This window comes from Bacillus sp. L_1B0_5 (assembly GCF_000836715.1).
Lineage (GTDB): Bacteria > Bacillota > Bacilli > Bacillales > Bacillaceae_G > Bacillus_A > Bacillus_A thuringiensis_S.
Window position 1 is genome coordinate 23,863 of the sequence record NZ_JXIS01000060.1, and the last position, 19,221, is coordinate 43,083.

The following is a 19,221-nucleotide window of genomic DNA, read 5'->3' on the forward strand; positions in this document are numbered from 1 at the left end:
TTACATATTACATAACAACTAAATAAAAAATCTAAAGGAGGAAAGATACCATGAAGATTATATAGTAACAATTGTTCTCTTCTAATTCCATATATCTTATGTTGAGAAATAAATTATAAGTGGCTTGATAAAGCTAAAATGAATGATTGACATAATATTTTGACGATAATATAATGAATCTCGAATTCAAGATAAGTTGTAAAGGATTGGTAATTATGAGCGTGATTAACGATGAGAGCTTATCTTTAAAGTTATTTGTTATATTATCAAGGGAATTACAGTTAATCACTAAACGTATTGAAAAGGATATAAAAATTTATGGACTTAATTCAACTGAATTTGCAGTGCTTGAGCTACTATACAATACAGTAAAGCTGATCAGCCTATAAAAAAATTGGAGACCAAAATATTACTTGCAAGTAGTAGTATCACGTATGCATCAATTACTTCAGAAAGTATTGAATTGGTGACACTAATTTTTCCTCAGCATAAAGAGGGGATTCGGAAAATATTTGGTAGTTTGGACTATATTGAGAAAAAATGATAATTAAACAGTTGAAAAAGTTAGGATATTATGCACAGAAATTGTAAGTTTTTAGAGGTTATTTCTGTTTAGTAATATCCTAATTAAATATAAATTAAATAAATAGGAGGGAAAATCAATAAATAGTAGTAAATGTATTGTAGTACAAAATAAAGAAATTATGTAATTGCAATTGATATAGTAGGAAAGATAGTTGTTCTGTTAACGTATACATATTGTCCTTTTCATTATAAATCTTTCATAAAGCGGAGAGTGGGTATCAAGAATGGAATTACGTCATTTAGAGTATTTTATTCAAGTTTGTAATAATAATAGTTTTACTAAAGCTGCGGAAGTTCTAGGTATTTCACAGCCGACTTTAAGCCAACAAATCCGTGTGTTAGAAGGTGAACTTGATACACCATTGTTTCATCGAGTTGGAAGAGGTATCAAAATGACAGAAGCGGGTAAGCTGCTATTTGATAAAGGAAAATTTATCATGCAACAATTTGATGACGTTTATAATGAAATTTTTGAATTAAAGGGTGTAAAAAGAGGTGTGATTACTATAGGAGGTTTATTAGAGGATCTCACTTATTTAACACCTTATATTATGAAGTTTCAACAACAGTATCCTAACATCGTTGTAAAAATTATAGAGTCCGAAGTTGCTGTAAATCAAATCGTTAACAAAAATATTGATATAGGGATTACACGTAGTGCTCAAATTCCAGACACATTAACAAGCACCCTTTTGTATAGCGAAGAGCTTGTCCTTGTCATTCCAAAAAACCATCCTTTGGATGAAAAACCATTTGTTTCTTTTCGAGAATTAGTAGGACTGAGTAGAATAATGGTTTCATGTAGTTGTCGTGAATCTATTAAAATATATTGTGAGAGTTTAGGGTTATCTTTATCTGAAGCAAATATAGAAACAAAATCTTCTATTTCTCTATTGAGTCTTGTATACAATGGTCATGGGGTTGCCATAATACCTCTTTCACTAGTTGATTTTGTTAATAATGATACTTTGAGCATAGTTCGTATTACTGATCCAACACCAAGGCAAGATATTAATCTTATTCATTTTGATGATAAATTTTTAAGTTTTGCAGCACGTATCTTTATGCAGAAGTTAAATAATCCTCAAAAGGTATTAGTATAATAATGATTTTAGTGTAACAATTGAAAAAATCTATACGTCTTGAGATGAGACCTATATTAAAGTCAAAGGGTAGTGGATTTATATGTATGGTGTAGTCGATCAAAAGGGGATACCGCTGACTTTTAATTAAGGAAAAAAGGACGGACTTTACAAGAAGAGAAGGCTGTCAAAAACAAGTCAAGTTAATCAATCAACTCTTCGCTCTTATCGTATAGTCCCATTATGGATATACATTGCTATTTTGAATCTACATATCCTTATTGTAGAAAGAAAACCACCGGCATTATACCGGTGGTTTTGATTTAGAAAGCAAAGCAAGTACAACCAATCCCCCATTTCGTTCCATCTTTTCCTATTACGGTATGAGTGTGTTGATGGAGAGGGTTACTACAACTATGTAACTTGTTATCATGGGAATCGTGAGAAAGTATAGTGTTAGCTAGGTTAGCACCACCATAACCATAAACGCCCGTCGGTGACCAATCAGGTGATGCTGGCGGCAATTCAGGTGATAAGTTTTTAAATTCATCATTTCCATAAACAACCTGCCCACCCATAATGGTGAGTAATGATTCAAGGTCTTTGATTTCTTCTTCTGGCACAGTAAAGTAGTCAGCAGACAATACAGCAATATCAGCAAACTGACCTACTGCCAGGGTTCCCTTTTTACTTTCATCACCAGAGAACCACGCACTTCCTTTTGAATATAATTCCAGGGCTACTTTTCTATCAAGTTTATTTTTTTCATCGTATATGGAAAGCCCACCAATGGTTTTTCCGGCAACCATCCAGTAAAGGGCGACCCAAGGGTTATAGCTGGAAACCCTGGTTGCATCACTACCGGCGCCAACAGGTATACCAAGGTCTAACATACGATAAATCGGAGGAGTATGCTTTGCAGCTTCCTTTCCGTATAAGTCAACAAAGTATTCACCTTGAAAAGCCATGCGGTCTTGGATGGCAATACCGCCATTTAAAGCCTTAACACGTTCCATACTACGATCTGAGATTGTTTCTGCATGATCAAACCACCAGCGTAGCCCATTAAAAGGAATTTCTCTGTTAACTTCCTCAAATACATTTAAGAAACGTGTGATTGACTCGTCATAAGTTGCATGTAAACGGAATGGCCAACGGTTTTCCACCAATAGAGAAATTACTTTCTTTAAGTCGGCTTCCATTACTGTAGCTAGTTCGGGCCGTGGCATTTGAAATTTTTCAAAATCGGCTGCCGAGAATACTAACATTTCTCCGGCACCATTCATTTTATACTTATCATTTCCTTGACCAGGAGAAACAATTTTTGCCCATGAAGCAAAGTCTTCATATTCATGATTAGGATTTTGCGTAAATAGATTATAAGCAATACGCAAAGTTAATTGTTCCTTCTCGGCTAAATGTTCAACAACTTTGTAGTCATCAGGGTAATTTTGGAAGCCACCACCTGCGTCGATGGCGCTTGTAATACCTAATCTATTTAATTCACGCATAAAATGACGAGTTGAGTTAATCTGGTCGTCAAGATTAAGTACTGGAGCTTTACCCAAACTTGAATAAAGAATAGAAGCGTTAGGGTTAGCAATTAAAAGGCCCGTTGGATTACCTCTTTTATCCCGCTGAATTAAACAGCCTGGAGGGTCTGGGGTATCTTTCGTGTATCCCAGTGCACGTAGCCCTGCACGATTTACAAGTGCTCTATCGTAAAGATGTAGCACAAAGACAGGCGTGTCTTCAGAAACAGCATTAATCTCTTCTAATGTTGGCATCCGTCTCTCTTTAAATTGAAATTCAGACCAACCTCCAACTACTCTTACCCACTGAGGAGCAGGTGTACGCCTTGCCTGTTCTTTGAGCATTTCTAGAGCAATAAAAAGTGATGGCACGCCTTCCCAACGTAATTCCATATTATAATGCAGACCACCACGAATAACGTGTATATGAGAGTCATTCAGGCCTGGAATAGCTCTCTTTCTTTTTAGGTCTATTTTTTTTGTTTTTTCCGTGGCACTATTAAGAATCTCATCTCCACCTACTGCAGTGACTAAACCATCAGTTATGGCGATAGCAGATACCTCAGGCTGAGAAGGGTCAAGGGTAGTAATTTTTCCGTTATATAAGATCATATCCGGTAAATTCATGTTCACACCTCGTCTACTTTCTATTATTTTGTAACCATGGATGAAATAATTTACCGAAAATCGGCATGACTACCCATGATAGCAAGGACACTATACATACAGAAACAAAAAAAGCTGACATAATAGGATTCATATGTTTTATAATAGGTCCTATCACTTTAGGAACTAACATGCTAAGAGGCCATACACCCAGAAGGGTAACGATAGACATTTTCCATTTTGGAGGTGGAACTGGCGTTTTCGGAGTAACAAACCAATAAGCCAAACTGCTTTCAGTTTTATAAGTTGGATTAGTGGCTTGAAATTGCTCGGCCGTTTTTAACAAATCCCGGCGAACATCTGATTCTTGCCAAGCACGTAGATGCTCATACGTATCAAAGCGAAAAATAACAGTATACTCTCTGGATTCGTTACTTGGGACTATTAGATTTACACCTAAATGTCCTGGGAATTTAGTAGCCGCAGCCTCAATTTCATGTCTCCATGTTTCAAACTGTTTTTCTCTACCTTCTTGAATTTCCCATGTAACAATCGTTGTTACTGGATTGCCAGCATCCATCGTGTTCCCTGTATAAGTCTCTTCGACAGCTACTCCTTCTTGTTTCATATTTTCCTGCTTGGAAGCGCGCCATGCACCATAGTATATGCGTATTCTACACCTTGACCATAAGCACCAGTGTGTTCCTTTACAATCTCCATTACAGCATCATAAGTGTCTTTGTGTGCCCAGTCACGTTGGTATTCAAGTAAAACTTGAATTGCTGTCACTGGAATTGCACCAGCTTGTTCTACACGACGCATAGCAGCGTTATGTGCTGTCAAACTAGTACCACCTGAAGCATCATCAACTGCATACACCTCATAGCCAGCTTTAATTGCTTCAAGCACAGGGAATGCAAGGCAAACTTCAGTCCAAAGTGCTGCAAATATTAATTTCTTTCTACCGGTTGCTTTAACTGCCTCAACAAATTTCGGATCTTCCCAAGAGTTCATTGAACTACGTTCTATAATTTCATGGTTTGGGAATATATCAAGAATTTGTGGCCAAAAATAACCAGAAAAGCTGCGTGTTTCAACTGTAGTAAGAATAGTAGGTACGTTAAAAGTTTTTGCTGATTTAGCAAGCAGCATAACGTTATTAATCAATGTTTGTCTATCAATACTTGCAACTCCAAAAGTCATTTGAGGTTGAAAATCAATTAAAATTAATGCACTGTTCTCCGGATTTAACAATTCTAAATTACTCATAATAAACAGCTCCTTTTTTAATTGTTTAAAATTAATATTATTGAAAAAATATATTTTCTGTTAATTAAACCTGTAATCGTAAAAATAAAATATTTGCTATACCTTTTAATTTAAAAGAGAGTGCTGATTTAATCAGCACTAAATGTATACTATCTAGTTTTTTGAAAGAAAAGCTATTATGCATTTTGTTTACTAAGATCTCGCTGAGCTCCCCTATAGCTTCCAATTATATTTTGATAGCCTGGAAGATTGCTAGCAAGCAAATTGCCAAAACCTTCGACATCGTTGCGCCAATCGCGTTGTAATTCGCAAGCTACGCTAAACCAGTTCATAAGTTGCACACCACTATGTGCCATACGAGTATTTGCAGCATCTGCAACTTGTTTACTGAAAGTTCCTGAAGCATCAGTAACAGCAAATACTTCATATCCAGCTTTTATAGCGGAAAGTGCAGGGAAAGCAACACAAACGTCCGTAACTACGCCCGCGATGATAAGTTGCTTTTTTCCAGTTTCTTCGATTGCTTTTACAAAATCATCATTATCCCATGCGTTAATTTGTCCAGGTCGAGCTATTTTTGGTGCATGAGGAAAGAGATCAACCAATTCTTGCATTAAAGGTCCATTAGGCCCGTTTTCAAAACTTGTTGTTAAAATAACTGGTAAATCAAAAAACTTAGCAGTATGAGCAAGAGCTAAAACATTGTTCTTGAATTCATCAACACCATAGTCACGTACTAGTCCGGACATAAGACCAGTTTGATGATCTACTAAAAGAACGACAGCATCATCTTTGTTAATACGAGAATAGAGATCAGTCATTATGTATTCCTCCTAAAAATTAAGTAATCGAAGAAAGTTTAAATAGTCGAATACTATCATAAGTTTCTTCGTTTATAACTAAGCTGACCAATAATATTGGTTATAGCAGCATTCACAGAACATGAAGTGCTATACAAATTTATAGTATTTTAAAACTGATTCGTTAATCAATTCTAAATTATCTATAATTCGTATAGGTCGTAACTATAGTTGTTTTCACTATAAAATAGATTGGTTTTACCTATACATCCTATAGATAGAACAATATTGATAGTCACCTATTTTTGTTATTACAATTGAATATGAGTAATGTTCAGTAATTATTTTATGATGAAAAAGGTATTAGAGGGGGGATTGTTCCAAAAGGAGAAAATGAATGCGTTGGAACAATAGAGTTTCATACTTAGATTTCACAACATAAACGTGCATGAATAGGTTATGACATTCATCCGGAGTATTGAAGAAAAGGATACATATTAGAATATTTTTTGGAGGTAGAAGCATGGCGAAAATTACTGTAGGAACCGAAAATCAAGCACCAATTGAGATATATTTTGAGGATCATGGCACAGGAAAACCAGTTGTACTAATTCATGGTTGGCCGTTAAGTGGTCGATCTTGGGAATACCAAGTTCCAGCTCTTGTTGAGGCTGGATATAGAGTTATAACGTATGATCGACGAGGATTTGGAAAATCATCTCAGCCGTGGGAAGGGTATGAATATGATACCTTTACTTCTGATTTACATCAACTATTAGAACATTTAGAGCTTCAAAATGTCACACTTGTTGGTTTTTCTATGGGGGGAGGCGAGGTAGCCCGGTATATTGGGAAATATGGAACCAATAGAGTAGAGAAGGCTGTATTTGCAGGAGCTGTACCACCATTCCTTTACAAGTCAGCAGATCATCCTGAGGGTGTATTAGATGATGTAGCAATTCAAGGATTTGAAAATGGAGTAAAAAATGATCGCCTAGCATTCCTTGATGAGTTTACGAAAGGATTTTTTGCTGCTGGAGATCGAACTGACTTAGTTAGTGAACCATTTCGACTTTACAATAGGGATATCGCTGCGGGTGCATCACCTAAAGGAACACTAGATTGTATCGCTGCTTTCAGCAAAACAGACTTCAGAGGCGATTTAGCCAAGATTAATATACCTACCCTTGTTATTCATGGTGATTCAGATGCAACTGTACCATATGAATATAGTGGGAAATTAACACATGAAGCAATTCCTAATTCTAAAGTAGCCTTAATAAAGGGTGGTCCACATGGGCTAAATGCAACGCATGCTAAAGAATTTAATGAAGCACTCCTATTATTTTTAAAGGGCTGATTACAACTATATAATTGTTAAATAATAAATTATAAACAAGTAAAAAGAAAGCTTTATAAAAGATGCTCTTGGATAAATCCAGGAGCATCTTTTTAAATGCGGCGTAGTGCACCACTGTAATCAATTTAAAAAATCGAAATCTTCCATAACGAAATTTTTATTCATTTTTAAATGGTGATATTGAGTTAGGTTTATAAATCGCCATTAGTTTCGAATTGAATATTCTTCTTAACAGCAAAAATTTATTGATTAGAGTTTTTTTAGGTCTTTTAGATGGATTGCTATATTACTATCAAGATAATATTTTGAATAATCCTCAAAACAAAGAAATGCACATTTTCTTGTTTGTGTAGTGAAGTTTCTTAAGTTGAGAGGGGGCCTTTATATCCTAATCCAAAAGTGTAGACTACAGCCTACAAATAATCATCTTCCTCTTGAAATTGTTGTTTTACATCTTCAAATTTTTGAAGAAGGAGTGTTTTGTTTGGAAATGATAAAATCTTATTAATTTTTATAATTAGTTGAATTTTTATAGAAATAATTCTCTTGATATATTAAAATAACATTGTATTATGTAAGATTTTAATTAGGGGAGAGAAATTTTATGTTGAAAAAAATCATTCCAGTTGCTTTAGCATTAAGTACAGTTACTTTTACTAGTGTATTTGCTATGCCTTCAGCCCAAGCAAGTACAGAACCAAACCGCTACATAGATGTACAAATGCTCGGTATTAACGATTTTCATGGGCAACTAGACACAGTAAAAAAAATTAACAATAAAGATGCAGGGGGAATCGAGTACTTAGGGGCTTATTTACGTGATCGTGAAAAACAAAATCCGAATACATTAAAAGTACATGCTGGCGATGTTGTTGGAGCAAGTACTCCTGTTTCAGCATTATTACAAGACGAACCTACCATTGAATTTCTAAATGATTTGAAATTCGATGTTGGAACTATAGGAAATCATGAATTTGATGAAGGTGTTGAAGAAATGAACCGCCTTATTTATGGTGGATACCATGAGAAAACAGGAAATTTTAAAGGAGCAAAATTCCCATATGTTGCTGCAAATTTCTATAATAAGTCCACCGGGCGTTTATTTTTACCACCATTCACTATAAAAAAGGTACAAGGAGTTCCTGTTGGATTTATCGGAGTTGTAACAACGGATGTTCCTAACCTTGTTATGCCTACTATGCTAAAGAATGTAGAAATTACAGATGAAGTTGAAGCTATTAACAAATCTGTAAAGCAATTAAAAAAACTAGGTGTTAAATCTATCGTTGTTCTTGCGCATAACGGGGGGACAACAGATGGAAATGGCGTAACAAATGGTGATATCGTCCGATTAGCAAATGAGACTGATCCAGAAGTCGATGTTATTTTTGGTGGGCATAGCCACACTTATGTAAATGGAACTGTTAATAATAAACTTGTCGTACAAGCAAATTCTTATGGTATGGCTTTTGCTGATGTTGATGTAAAGATTGATCGTAAAACACAAGATATTGTTGAGAAAAAAGCAGAAATTGTTACAACTTACCATGAAGGCATGGAGCCTGATAAAAAAATAAAGAAGAAGATGGAGAAATATCAAGCAAAAATCGCACCTCTTGTTAATGAAGTTGTAGGTAAGTCTATTGCTCCACTAGATCGTAAACTAAATACGGCTGGTGAATCTATTCTTGGAAATTTAGTTGCTGATGCCCAGCGTGCAACAATGCAATCTCAAATTGCACTTATGAATCCTGGTGGTATTCGTAATGACTTAGATGCTGGTGATATTACATGGGGAGAGATATATGGTATTCAACCATTCGGAAATCAATTAATAAAAGTAAATTTAACAGGTCAAGACATTCGTGATATTTTAAATCAACAATGGCAAAAAGATATAACAAGAATGCTTCAAATTTCGGGGATCCAATATACTTGGGATGCGAACAAGCCTAATGGAGAAAAAGTAACAAGTATTCGCTTAACAAATGGAGAAGAAATTATTCCTTCTAAAACTTACAGCGTCGTTGCGAACGCATTTCTAGCTTCAGGTGGAGATGGATTTGTATCCTTTAGAAACGGTAAAGATGCTGAAACAGGACCAACTGATTTTGAAGCATTAGTAGATTATATAAAAAAATCAAAAGAACCAATTCAGTCTATTATTGATGGAAGAATTCAAAAAATAAATTAGTTTTTTATTAATCTCAAAAACAAATAGATTACCTGTACGCTATACTTCTTAATGTGCAGGTAATCTATTTTTTGTGGGTTTGAAATAAATCTTACCGTGGTCAATGGATATACTGTATAGATGCAGAGTGCCGAAAAAAAGTGAAGTAAACAAAAGTCGATATCCTGAACGTATAGGGGGGCTTTTTTGAAAAAACGGGACATATCGAACATCAACTAGGCTTAACGATGGATGTTAAAGATACAAATAATGAATTAGAGTTATGGTGTGCTAAGACGAAGGAAGGGAAGTGGCCGAAAGAAAATACGCATCGTGCAGGATATATCATTTGTTATCCAAAAGAATAGAGAAATATGACTGTTTATGCGTATGAGCCTTGGTATATTCGCTATGTAGGAGAAATTGCTAAAAAATATATAAGGAAAAACTAACTTTAGAGGAATATATGAGATAAGAAAGCCACAGTGAATTGAAAATCTGTATTTTTTGTTTAGGCAATAATATTTTATAAAATAGTAGGGTACTTTATTTTAATAGATTCAAAAACTGCCTATCTAAAAATTTGATAGGCAGTTTTTTTACTTTTTGGCAAAAAGTGAAATGATTTTATTATGTTTACACATATAGAAAATGTAATTATTCCAAACACCAATCATTGCCCTTCATTATTAGCAATAGGATAGCTACTTAAGGGTAAAAAAGAATTCGCCAACTTTTGTGCAAAATGTAATGGGGGCTCTACCGATTGGACATGAATATACATAATTAAGGAATTCATGTACAGCCAGTGATTATGTAAAGCACTGACAATAATTCCTTGTTGTATAATTGATTGCATAAATGCAGGAATCTCTTCTTGTAGAACAGCGATTTCGCCTAAATTTAATGCATTACTATTTTGATCCAACGATTCAAAACTTACTCCGACGGGTACTACATTGGTACTCCGTTTTCCTTGAACAAGCACGCTAAAATCGCGGTGAAAAGACACCGAACAACCACCTTGACTTATTTTACTTTTTCCTTTAAGTATTGTAGCAAATTGTTCACAAATGAAATTAAGATTGTGCATAAATTCAATCCCTTTCTCGTACAAAATTATATAATTAGAGATTTGAATGTTTATTTTAAAAGAAATACAAGCTATAGTACTTGGCTATTCGGAACTTTATTGGAGGTGATTAATGTATCCGAGTTATTAAACTTACGATTTATGATAGTCTGTTCGAGATGTTATTATAAAAAATTCATAAAGTATGCACTTATATATTTTTAGTTTATGTAGATTAAATAAATATGTATTTAAATTTGAATGATAAAACTAGAAAAACAACGTTGAGAAAATAACCAATAATATTTTGTTTTCTATAAAAAAACACTACTAAAAAATGAGTTCTAAAATACCGTACCTATTCACGAAGAATTTAGTTGTTTCTCCCTGTATCTATTTATATTTTTCGGTATAGAAAACAATTCCTATGAATACAGAGGGAAATTCTTTAAGGTTTTCTTAGAATTTAGTAAAGGTTATTTTAACCAAAATTTTCATAGAAATACCTTCAAAAAGAACAAGAGTTCGTATATAATGAGAACAAACGTTCTTTATTTAGGAGTGATTACCTTGTATGATTATTTTCTTTTACCGAATCGTATTATTCTTTGTGTAGATCTTCGTAGCTTTTATGCGAGTGTATCATGTATTAAAAAAGGACTTGATCCAAGATATACAAAATTGGCTGTCGTAGGGGATGTGAATCAGAGCGGATCAATTGTATTAGCGGCAACACCGCCATTAAAAGCGTTAGGAATAAAGAAGATGGCTCGTTTGTACGAAATACCGAAGCGACCAGATATTATTATTGTGAATCCAATTATGCATACGTATATGAAGTGTTCAACTTTCATAACGGGTTTAGCTTTGCAGTATGTCGCGCCGGAAGATTTTCATCAATATAGTATCGATGAATTTTTTATGGATATGACTGCAAGCATTCATTTGTTTGCCAGTAATCCGCGCGAGTTCGCATTAAAGTTCAAGCGAGAAATATATGAACGCACACGGATTGAAAGTACGATTGGTATAGGGCCTAATTTATTATTGAGTAAAGTGGCTTTGAGACTACCAAAAATTACTTTGTACATAAATAAAAAACATATATTAGCGCTATTTATCTATTGATACGGAATGTACATTATATATGTACATTCTTTTTTGAAATTGTAGAAAATTTATGCTTTGTATACTTAATGTGTGACTTTCTTTTTTACTTGGGGTTCAGCCACATCGCCATCAATCTAAAAAAAGTAGATACCTCCAAAACGAAAAAAACGAGTTAAATTCTCATAAATAACTGTAAAATAATAACTTGCTTGTTTTGGACTACTTCTCCCCTACCTAGTTTAATCACAATGGATTGAGTTTCATAAATAATGAAACTCAATTAAAATAAATCAGAAAGCATCATACTGATATATGTCATTTTATTAGTATATAAAAGTACAGCAATGACAACCATTAATACTCCTCCTATTTTCATGAAAATAGATGAATATCTAGTGATAAATCGAGTCTTCCCAATGAAAAAAGCCATTAATAAAAAAGGGATGGAAAAACCTAAAGAATAGGCTGTCACATTTATAAATGTTTTCGTTGGATCCATAACACTAGCATACATTATAGAACCAAATATAGGACCAATACACGGAGTCCATCCTGCAGAGAAAATTACACCAATAATGAAAGAATTAATTACACTTACATCCTTAGTTTTTAAACTGAACCTGTGTTCTTGTAACATGAATGTTGGTTTGACTATACCTAATAAAAATAATCCCATAAATCCAATAAATATAGCACCTAACATTCTAATTAAATCTTTATAATCAATAAATATTTTCCCAACCCAACTTGCTGAAAAACCAAGTACATAAAAAATACAAGAAAAACCTACCAAAAATAAACTGGCATGAACAAGTATCTTTTTATTCTTTGAAACAGAATTTTTGTCATTTAATTCCTTTATTGATATACCCGTTATATAAGATATAAAAGACGGATATAAAGGTAAACAACATGGTGAAATAAAAGCTAAAAATCCAGCGCTTAAAGCTAACCACCAAGTAACATTATCCATTAAGCCAAACCCCCTTATAACAGAATAAATTAAAATCAACGAAAAATTCTTGTTAATCTAATTATCTCAAAAAATACAAAATTTTTCCTTATATATTACTAAAATTCTGATAAAATTTATAATATAGGAGGTGTGAAAATAAATGCGAAATGAAAGAAGATTTATTACTAGAATGCTCATTCTTATTACACTATTCGCAGCTGTTACATACGCGGTGTATGAAGGAGTTGTAAAAAAAGAAGACAAAAATAATATTGCAGAAAATGAGTTAGCTCCTGATTTTATACTAAACACAATTAACAAAGAAAAAATTCAACTGAGTAAAATGAAAAAAGATGGAATAATAATTAATTTTTGGGGAACATGGTGTGAACCATGTCAAAGAGAAATGTCAGCATTTCAAAATATTTACAAAGTATACAAAGAAAAAGACATAGAAATAATATCTATTAACTCACAAGAATCAGAAATAGCTGTAAAAAACTTTATTAAAGAAAAAAATTTGTCATTTCCAGTCGTTATAGACACGAATGGTCAAATAGGTAATAAGTATCAAGTAACTACGCTACCGGCAACTTATTTAATAGATTCAAGAGGAAAAATCATAAAAAAACATGCTGGTGAAATGAATGAAAATATGTTAGAGCAATGGATAAAACAAATAACAAACTTATAACATACAAAATGAGTCAATATTAAATAGTATAATCTATAAAAATCACAAAAATATCTACAATCACAAACTCCTAAAGCTATATTAAGTAGGAAGAGATTTTCATCAAACAAAATCTGCTTTATAAAAAAACAAAATAATTATATGTCCCTTTATTGTGAAAAAATAACGGATCCTTATAATGCTAATAATAAAAGAAATTAACAAAAACTTTGCAAGTCTTTATGTTTTAAAAGATAATCCAACTTTTTAGGAAATGGATTATATACACAAAGAATATGCTGTCTACGAGAACATGTTGAACTTCCAAATGCTGTTGTGAAAAGAATGGATGGAATATTGCATCCAGAAAGGGAATGGAAAACTAAAAGGTTCTTGATATGAATGGATTTCTGGTATTTGGTTGCTAACGATTATGTTATCTTATGTAAATTAACTTGTATAGAGTATACAGTACCTATATATGGTAATGTCATTTTGAAAGGCGGATGTATATGGAAAAGGATACGGAGTTAATTAAAGAGTTACGGGAATTAAATCAAAAAGTGTCTCATCTTGAAAAAATACTTAAAGAAAAAAAATATGAGACAATAAACACAGCTAAAAAGGTAGGACCTGTTCGTACTTTTACAGAAGCTGTAATATCTTTACTATTTGGTTTGTTTATCGTAGGACCAGTGATAGTATTTGTTATAACAGCTGTTATGTATGCTTTTGCATGGATAGGACAAAAGATATGAAATAATCTTAAAATATAAATAATTCTAGATTATTTAACTCTCGAGAACGAATTTCACGTCAACTAGCCTCTCTTCTGAGGGGCTAGTTTTTTTACAGTATAAACATAAGATTTTACATTTATAAATTGTCTTAACATACAGCAAATATCTTAAAATATGTCCAAATTACGTCTAAACGTACAATTTTATTTTTTGATACGATGCCTCCTTTATAATAATAAAATACTATTGACACTATTTGATGTTAATAACTAATAAACTTGTTATAAAGTGAAAAAATACGCTATTCTTTTTGTAGAATCATAGGAAAGAATGGCGTTTTCTATGAAATTGATTCGTTCTATAGATGTTAATCAGGATATATTAATTTTATTCAAAATCAAACATTTTAAATTGCTTAGATAAATCTGCCGATATTTTTTCTTCATTTTCTTTACTACCTGTTTTAAATTCTAAAACATTTTGTATTCCTTTTTCTCTGTATGTAGAGGAGGCGCAAATATTACGATAAGCTTGGCTATAATGGGATATCTGTTGTTTTAATTCTCTTATTTCACATTCTTTTTCATGCAACATTTGCTCTAATTCTTTTATTTTTATTTTTAACGTAGTATTTTCCATTTCAAATGCTTGTTCTTTTTTAGCAATCGCGTATAGCGAATTAATACATGCATTTAAATGTGTTAGTGAAGAAATTAATTTTTGCTTATTATTATAATTTTTTTCAACTATATCAAAAATATTAGGAAGGGGAATTCCTGTATCAAAATCTATTTTAGTTGTGAACGGTATTGGTTCATTTAATTTAGCAATCTCGTCTTTTAAATTCCGAGACCAAGTATTCCGACTTATACCAGTTTCTCTTTCAAGATCTATGTAAGATATAACTTTATTGGGATGTTTCTGAACATAATTAAGTAACTGTTGTCGAAGCTCTTGTAATGGATACTTCTTTGGTTTTCCTACTTTATTCTTCATCGTTTATGCCCCCAAATAAAGAGTTTGCTACTGCGTCTAACTGTACATCTACTCTAGCTTTTTGTTCCTGCATTTTTTTAAAGTTCCGAGAAATATAGTTTAATTCTGCTTGTGAAAGTTCATCATATTCCAAGGTAATAAAGTTGTAATTCATATTTTTGGTAATAGTTTGAAACAAAAGAAGTTGTTCTTTAATGCGTCTCCATAATATTTCAGATTCGTCACTCAACCATCTATATAAATCAAGATTAAATTCATCGTTAGGAATAAAAAAATACTCACAATATCTACAATCTCCTACGGGACAATCTTTTGGATTATGAAGACAATAACCATGTTCCATTCGTGATAATTTTTTTAAATCTGCTTTTGACAATTGATTAAGAAAAGATTTAGAAAACAATTTTTTTATATTATCGTCATTTGATATTCCTTCTGTATGTAAAGAAACATACGGCATTTTCCTGTACTGATCTGACAAATATTGAATCGATGATTGGCTAAAGTATTCTAGATGATTAAAATAATGCATTTGTGCATCTAAAGAACTATGTCCTCCTATTCTAGCTATAGTGAGCATATTAAACCCTTGAAACATCATATTACAGAAAGCAAAATGCCTTGTATCTAAAGGTTTGATATATTGAAGCGATAGACCATACTTTTTCGTAACTATTTCCTCATAAAAATTTTTTAGTAATGTATATAGTTGTCCTTCTTCAAATCTAGTTTTATCTTTCTTATTCTTAAAAGCATTACCATGGGTCTTTTGATATCGTTGAGATTTGCAGTAATGATAATAAGATAATAGATACTCATTATTTGAGTTTTCATTTGTAATAAAGATATACTCTTGAATTAAATCATATATACGTTTACTAATAGTTAGTGTATCAGTTACATCTATACTGTGTATTTTTCTTGCTTGCTTTTTTGTTCTTGGAACTGTTAGTGTATACTTTCCATTATTCTCTTGTGCACATTCTCTAGATAATAAAATGAATTCTTTTATCCGCATGGGAATGATCAATGTAATATTCCACCATAAAATAATAGGGAAATAAATTTCTTTTTCTGTATCTGTCCAATTTTTTTGGAAATCACGTATAATCCAATCGAAAGTTAGTACATCCTTAAAATCAGGCAAATTTCTGACGGTGTTCGTATAACCATAAGCGAATTGTTTACATAGAATGATTAAATCATCTTGTTCCTCGTAACCAATAAAAAGTAAGTATTTTGCTAACGATGTAGCGTATTTGAAAATTACACTTGCTGATTTATTGTTGAGAAAGGATTCTAATTGGGAGTAACACTGGCTATCTTCAAAGCCTTTAGTTACTAAAATTGCTTGTTTTATAAATTGTATTTTCCCCTGTATAGTTTTTAATGAATTCTCTTGTCTTAACTCTAATAGCACGTAGTAACGTAGAGATTCTTTATATATAGGAAGAGAGTATATATTGAAAAGAATTTTAGTAATTCGCTTATCTTTATCAGCAAGTAGCCAAATAGTGTCTTCGAATCTGTCATTAATAATTACACCTATTTTTTTAAATTCATCAAACATTTGAGTAAACTTAGTTTGTTTATCGTGAGAGAAAAAGACTTTACTTAAAGATTCGATATACGATTTTATTCCTACATCAGATATAAACTCTTTATTATATATTTCTAGATTTTTTAACACTTTTTCAACACCTCTGGGTTATCATATAGACCTAATTAGATATAAAATAATGATCAAAATGAATGAATGCTGTCTTTATTTCTTGAAACAAAGTATTTAAGTCAACAAAAGAATTTATATAATCCTTGCCAAATGTATCAACAGCTTCTTGTAATAGATGAAGCAATCTTAAAATCCATGATTTCTCTCTCTCTGCTACAGATATGAGGGTTGCACTTTTTAAAACAATTATTCTTTTTGAAATTTCCTCTTGAATACTAATTAATAAATAAACTTTTGGAATCGAATATATACATCCCACGCAAGAAGAACTATTTGGAGTTATACAATTAGGATAATTAAAACATTGAATATGTTCTGTATGAGAAGGAGATAAGTCTTTATATAACTTTTCTAACTTGTCTTCTAATGTCTTTAAAGGCATACTAAGAATTTGAAGAGCCATGGACTCGCGTTCTTGATGTTGTGTTTGTAAAAAATAACCGAAATCCTCAAAACTTAAAGGGGTCTGAAAGATTTTTTGTATCTCTAAAATACGTGCCGTTTCTTCATCTAAACTAATATTATTCTCTTTTTTTATCTGTATAGCTTGAATTAATAAATTGTATAGATACCCAAAGTGACCACGATTAAATAAATGCTCTGTGACATTACTGATAGGTCCATCTTTGTTTGTTGTTTGAATATAAATAGAAGTAGATTCTTGATTAGTATGAGAGCGTGCTCTTTGAGGTAGGGCTAATGCGGTTGCTTTATATTCTGAGCTTTGTACAGCTTTATGAAATAGATAAGTCATAAAACTTCGATTCATTTTTCGACTTTGAAAATTAAATTTGTAATCCTCAAAAAAAAGTTTGTGAATTGCTCCTCTTCTATTACCTAGGTTTATTAATTTACTATCGTCTACTCCTTGTCTATGTAAATCACAAATGACAATCATTGTAGCAATTGGAATTAACATATCAAAGTTAACTAAAAAACGATTCAAAGCGCCAGTTTTGGAAACAACTAGTCTTTGTGAAGCATATTGATTAATAATTTTTTGAGCTTGTGTAGTATTTAATCTGTTTCCATTTTTAAGCCATTCGAAAGAAAAATCTCCAGCTAATTTTATATTAATAAAAGGCAGTTCAAGAAAATCCCGAGAACGCCAAGCGTTAGTAAAATGAAGAGAAACATACAACCATGTACCCGCGTATCTTCGATCTTCTATAGCTTGTAAGAAGTGTTTTTCTATATTCTTCACGTATTTTTGGAAATAAATAAAATCTTCTAGAGGATAAATTTCTTTATCATTACCTGAAGAGGAAGGTTTAGCCGAAATTTTGTATGTATTAGAAAAAATACAATCACTTAAGTTCTCTTTACAATAGTCTAAAAAGTGAACAAAATGCTTTTTGTAATTTCCAGAAGAAAGGTTATTGAAAAGCATTTTTAAAGTAGCATCGCTACAATACATAATATCTTTAGTTAATAATTCTAATAATTCTTTGCAAAATAAACCATATTCACGCGCTTGCATACGTTGTATATGCATATTGGCTTGTGAGGAATTCATTTTACTTAAAAAGAACTCTTCCATTATAGAGATAGTATCTGCTAAAGAAGGGGTATTGAATATAGAGCGAACGGTATGATAAAACACATCTTCTGGTTTTTCAAGCTTTAATAAACGGTATGAATCCGGAGAATTTAAATAGTTATTAATGGCTTCTTTTGATATTACTTTTTGACATTTCCCTTGGTATATTACCCAGATACATCCTTCCCAAATTGTAGAGAATCTTTGTATTTGTGTCTCGTTTAAAAAAAGGAGATTTTGTATCTCTTGAATTGTATAATAATAATCCGGAATAGTTGTCATAAATCTTTGATACGAATCTACCTGTTCTTTAAGGAGCATTATCTGTTTTTTAGTACCATAATTCACAGATTCAAAATTAATATGTTGATTATCTAAAAGCTTATAAAGTGAGCGCCGATTTTTTAAACCTAAAATTTTTGCAGCTTGTGAAAGTGAATAATAATCATTGATGTTGTTTACATTAAAGAATTTTTGTCTCTGTTCTTTAAATTTTTCAACAGAATCTTTTGGAACGTACCATGTAGACTTTATTTTTATAGAGTCTGGGAATGAATTATTATGTATATATTCAATAATTGTACTACGATCTAATTGCAAGTCTTTTATTAAAAAATTCACTGTGTAGTAATTTGATGGATTAAACGGTTGAGTAACTAAAGTGATTATCTCCTGTCTATGTACGTACGTGCGGTTACCTATTACAATTATGTCTTTAAATCTCTTTTTTTTAATTCGATTTTGAACATCCTGTACGCTTAAATGTAGCATGGTTGCTATTTCTTTAGAAGATAAGTAATTAGACTGGAAGTATAAAAAATCATTGACAGCTTTTTCTGGAATGAATTTTTTACCACGTACCATTTCAATTTTGAGATTGGCAACGACTTCTAAAGGATTAGCTTTTCGATAAAACCAACCCCTAAGTGATTTTGCATTTATAGAAAGTATATTGGCAGCTTCGTTTATTGTTAATAACTTCATCTTTTCCTCCCC

Annotated in this window: 14 protein-coding genes and 3 pseudogenes; 8 read left to right on the forward strand and 9 right to left on the reverse strand. The window is 32.1% G+C overall.

Annotated features, from left to right (window positions below; all coding sequences use genetic code 11):
• The first annotated feature begins 215 nt into the window (after window positions 1-215).
• A pseudogene (locus RT27_RS33760) lies at window positions 216-591 on the forward strand (MarR family transcriptional regulator).
• A gap of 218 nt (window positions 592-809) precedes the next feature.
• The gene (locus RT27_RS19895; RefSeq protein ID WP_016081051.1) at window positions 810-1,688 is read left to right on the forward strand and encodes a LysR family transcriptional regulator; all 879 of its coding nucleotides are present in this window, start codon (window positions 810-812) and stop codon (window positions 1,686-1,688) included.
• Between the two features lie 302 nt (window positions 1,689-1,990).
• On the opposite strand, the gene RT27_RS19900 is transcribed toward RT27_RS19895, so the two are convergent.
• The 4 genes from RT27_RS19900 to ycaC all read right to left on the reverse strand — a co-directional run bounded on the left by RT27_RS19900 (window position 1,991) and on the right by ycaC (window position 5,895).
• Window positions 1,991-3,826 (reverse strand): amidohydrolase, encoded by a 1,836-nt coding sequence (locus RT27_RS19900; protein ID WP_043937151.1) that lies wholly within the window; start codon window positions 3,824-3,826, stop codon window positions 1,991-1,993.
• A gap of 13 nt (window positions 3,827-3,839) precedes the next feature.
• On the reverse strand, window positions 3,840-4,433 hold the full coding sequence (locus RT27_RS19905; RefSeq protein ID WP_000806856.1) for an antibiotic biosynthesis monooxygenase: 594 nt from the start codon (window positions 4,431-4,433) through the stop codon (window positions 3,840-3,842).
• Window positions 4,430-5,074, reverse strand: a complete 645-nt coding sequence (locus RT27_RS19910; RefSeq protein ID WP_000067162.1) for a hydrolase — start codon at window positions 5,072-5,074, stop codon at window positions 4,430-4,432. Before RT27_RS19910 ends, RT27_RS19905 begins: the two co-directional genes overlap by 4 nt.
• Before the next feature lie 176 nt (window positions 5,075-5,250).
• Window positions 5,251-5,895, reverse strand: coding sequence for an isochorismate family cysteine hydrolase YcaC (gene ycaC / locus RT27_RS19915; RefSeq protein WP_000131214.1), 645 nt, complete (start codon window positions 5,893-5,895; stop codon window positions 5,251-5,253).
• 502 nt (window positions 5,896-6,397) lie between these two features.
• Between ycaC and RT27_RS19920 the strand changes: the two genes are divergently transcribed.
• The 3 genes and pseudogenes from RT27_RS19920 to RT27_RS35290 all read left to right on the forward strand — a co-directional run.
• Complete coding sequence (locus tag RT27_RS19920) at window positions 6,398-7,234, forward strand: alpha/beta hydrolase (protein ID WP_016081054.1); 837 nt, start codon at window positions 6,398-6,400, stop codon at window positions 7,232-7,234.
• 604 nt (window positions 7,235-7,838) lie between these two features.
• Window positions 7,839-9,428 (forward strand): 5'-nucleotidase C-terminal domain-containing protein, encoded by a 1,590-nt coding sequence (locus RT27_RS19925; protein WP_029442719.1) that lies wholly within the window; start codon window positions 7,839-7,841, stop codon window positions 9,426-9,428.
• 191 nt (window positions 9,429-9,619) lie between these two features.
• A pseudogene (locus tag RT27_RS35290) lies at window positions 9,620-9,882 on the forward strand (D-alanyl-D-alanine carboxypeptidase family protein); the annotation flags it as partial.
• 198 nt (window positions 9,883-10,080) lie between these two features.
• Here RT27_RS35290 and RT27_RS19930 read toward each other — a convergent pair.
• A complete protein-coding gene (locus tag RT27_RS19930; RefSeq protein ID WP_043937153.1) occupies window positions 10,081-10,500 on the reverse strand; it encodes a DUF1259 domain-containing protein in 420 nt (139 codons plus the stop codon).
• 549 nt (window positions 10,501-11,049) lie between these two features.
• On the opposite strand from RT27_RS19930, the pseudogene RT27_RS19935 reads away from it, so the two are divergent.
• Window positions 11,050-11,544 (forward strand): annotated as a pseudogene (locus RT27_RS19935) (DNA repair protein); the annotation flags it as partial.
• A 325-nt stretch (window positions 11,545-11,869) separates the two neighbouring features.
• Here the strand turns inward: RT27_RS19935 and RT27_RS19940 are convergent.
• Window positions 11,870-12,562, reverse strand: coding sequence for a cytochrome c biogenesis protein CcdA (locus RT27_RS19940; RefSeq protein ID WP_043937156.1), 693 nt, complete (start codon window positions 12,560-12,562; stop codon window positions 11,870-11,872).
• 142 nt (window positions 12,563-12,704) lie between these two features.
• Between RT27_RS19940 and resA the strand changes: the two genes are divergently transcribed.
• Complete coding sequence (gene resA, locus RT27_RS19945) at window positions 12,705-13,238, forward strand: thiol-disulfide oxidoreductase ResA (protein WP_043937158.1); 534 nt, start codon at window positions 12,705-12,707, stop codon at window positions 13,236-13,238.
• Between the two features lie 491 nt (window positions 13,239-13,729).
• Window positions 13,730-13,975, forward strand: a complete 246-nt coding sequence (locus RT27_RS19950) for a hypothetical protein (RefSeq protein WP_043937159.1) — start codon at window positions 13,730-13,732, stop codon at window positions 13,973-13,975.
• A 369-nt stretch (window positions 13,976-14,344) separates the two neighbouring features.
• Here RT27_RS19950 and RT27_RS19955 read toward each other — a convergent pair whose 3' ends face one another.
• From RT27_RS19955 to RT27_RS19965, 3 genes are read right to left on the reverse strand one after another with little or no spacing between them, the layout of a single operon-like run.
• On the reverse strand, window positions 14,345-14,953 hold the full coding sequence (locus tag RT27_RS19955; RefSeq protein ID WP_043937160.1) for a hypothetical protein: 609 nt from the start codon (window positions 14,951-14,953) through the stop codon (window positions 14,345-14,347).
• Window positions 14,943-16,643 (reverse strand): tyrosine-type recombinase/integrase, encoded by a 1,701-nt coding sequence (locus RT27_RS19960; protein WP_043937161.1) that lies wholly within the window; start codon window positions 16,641-16,643, stop codon window positions 14,943-14,945. The genes RT27_RS19955 and RT27_RS19960 overlap by 11 nt, the downstream gene beginning before the upstream one ends.
• Before the next feature lie 31 nt (window positions 16,644-16,674).
• Entirely contained in the window at window positions 16,675-19,209 is a 2,535-nt protein-coding gene (locus RT27_RS19965) for a helix-turn-helix domain-containing protein (RefSeq protein WP_043937163.1), read from the reverse strand.
• Between the last annotated feature and the right edge of the window lie 12 nt (window positions 19,210-19,221).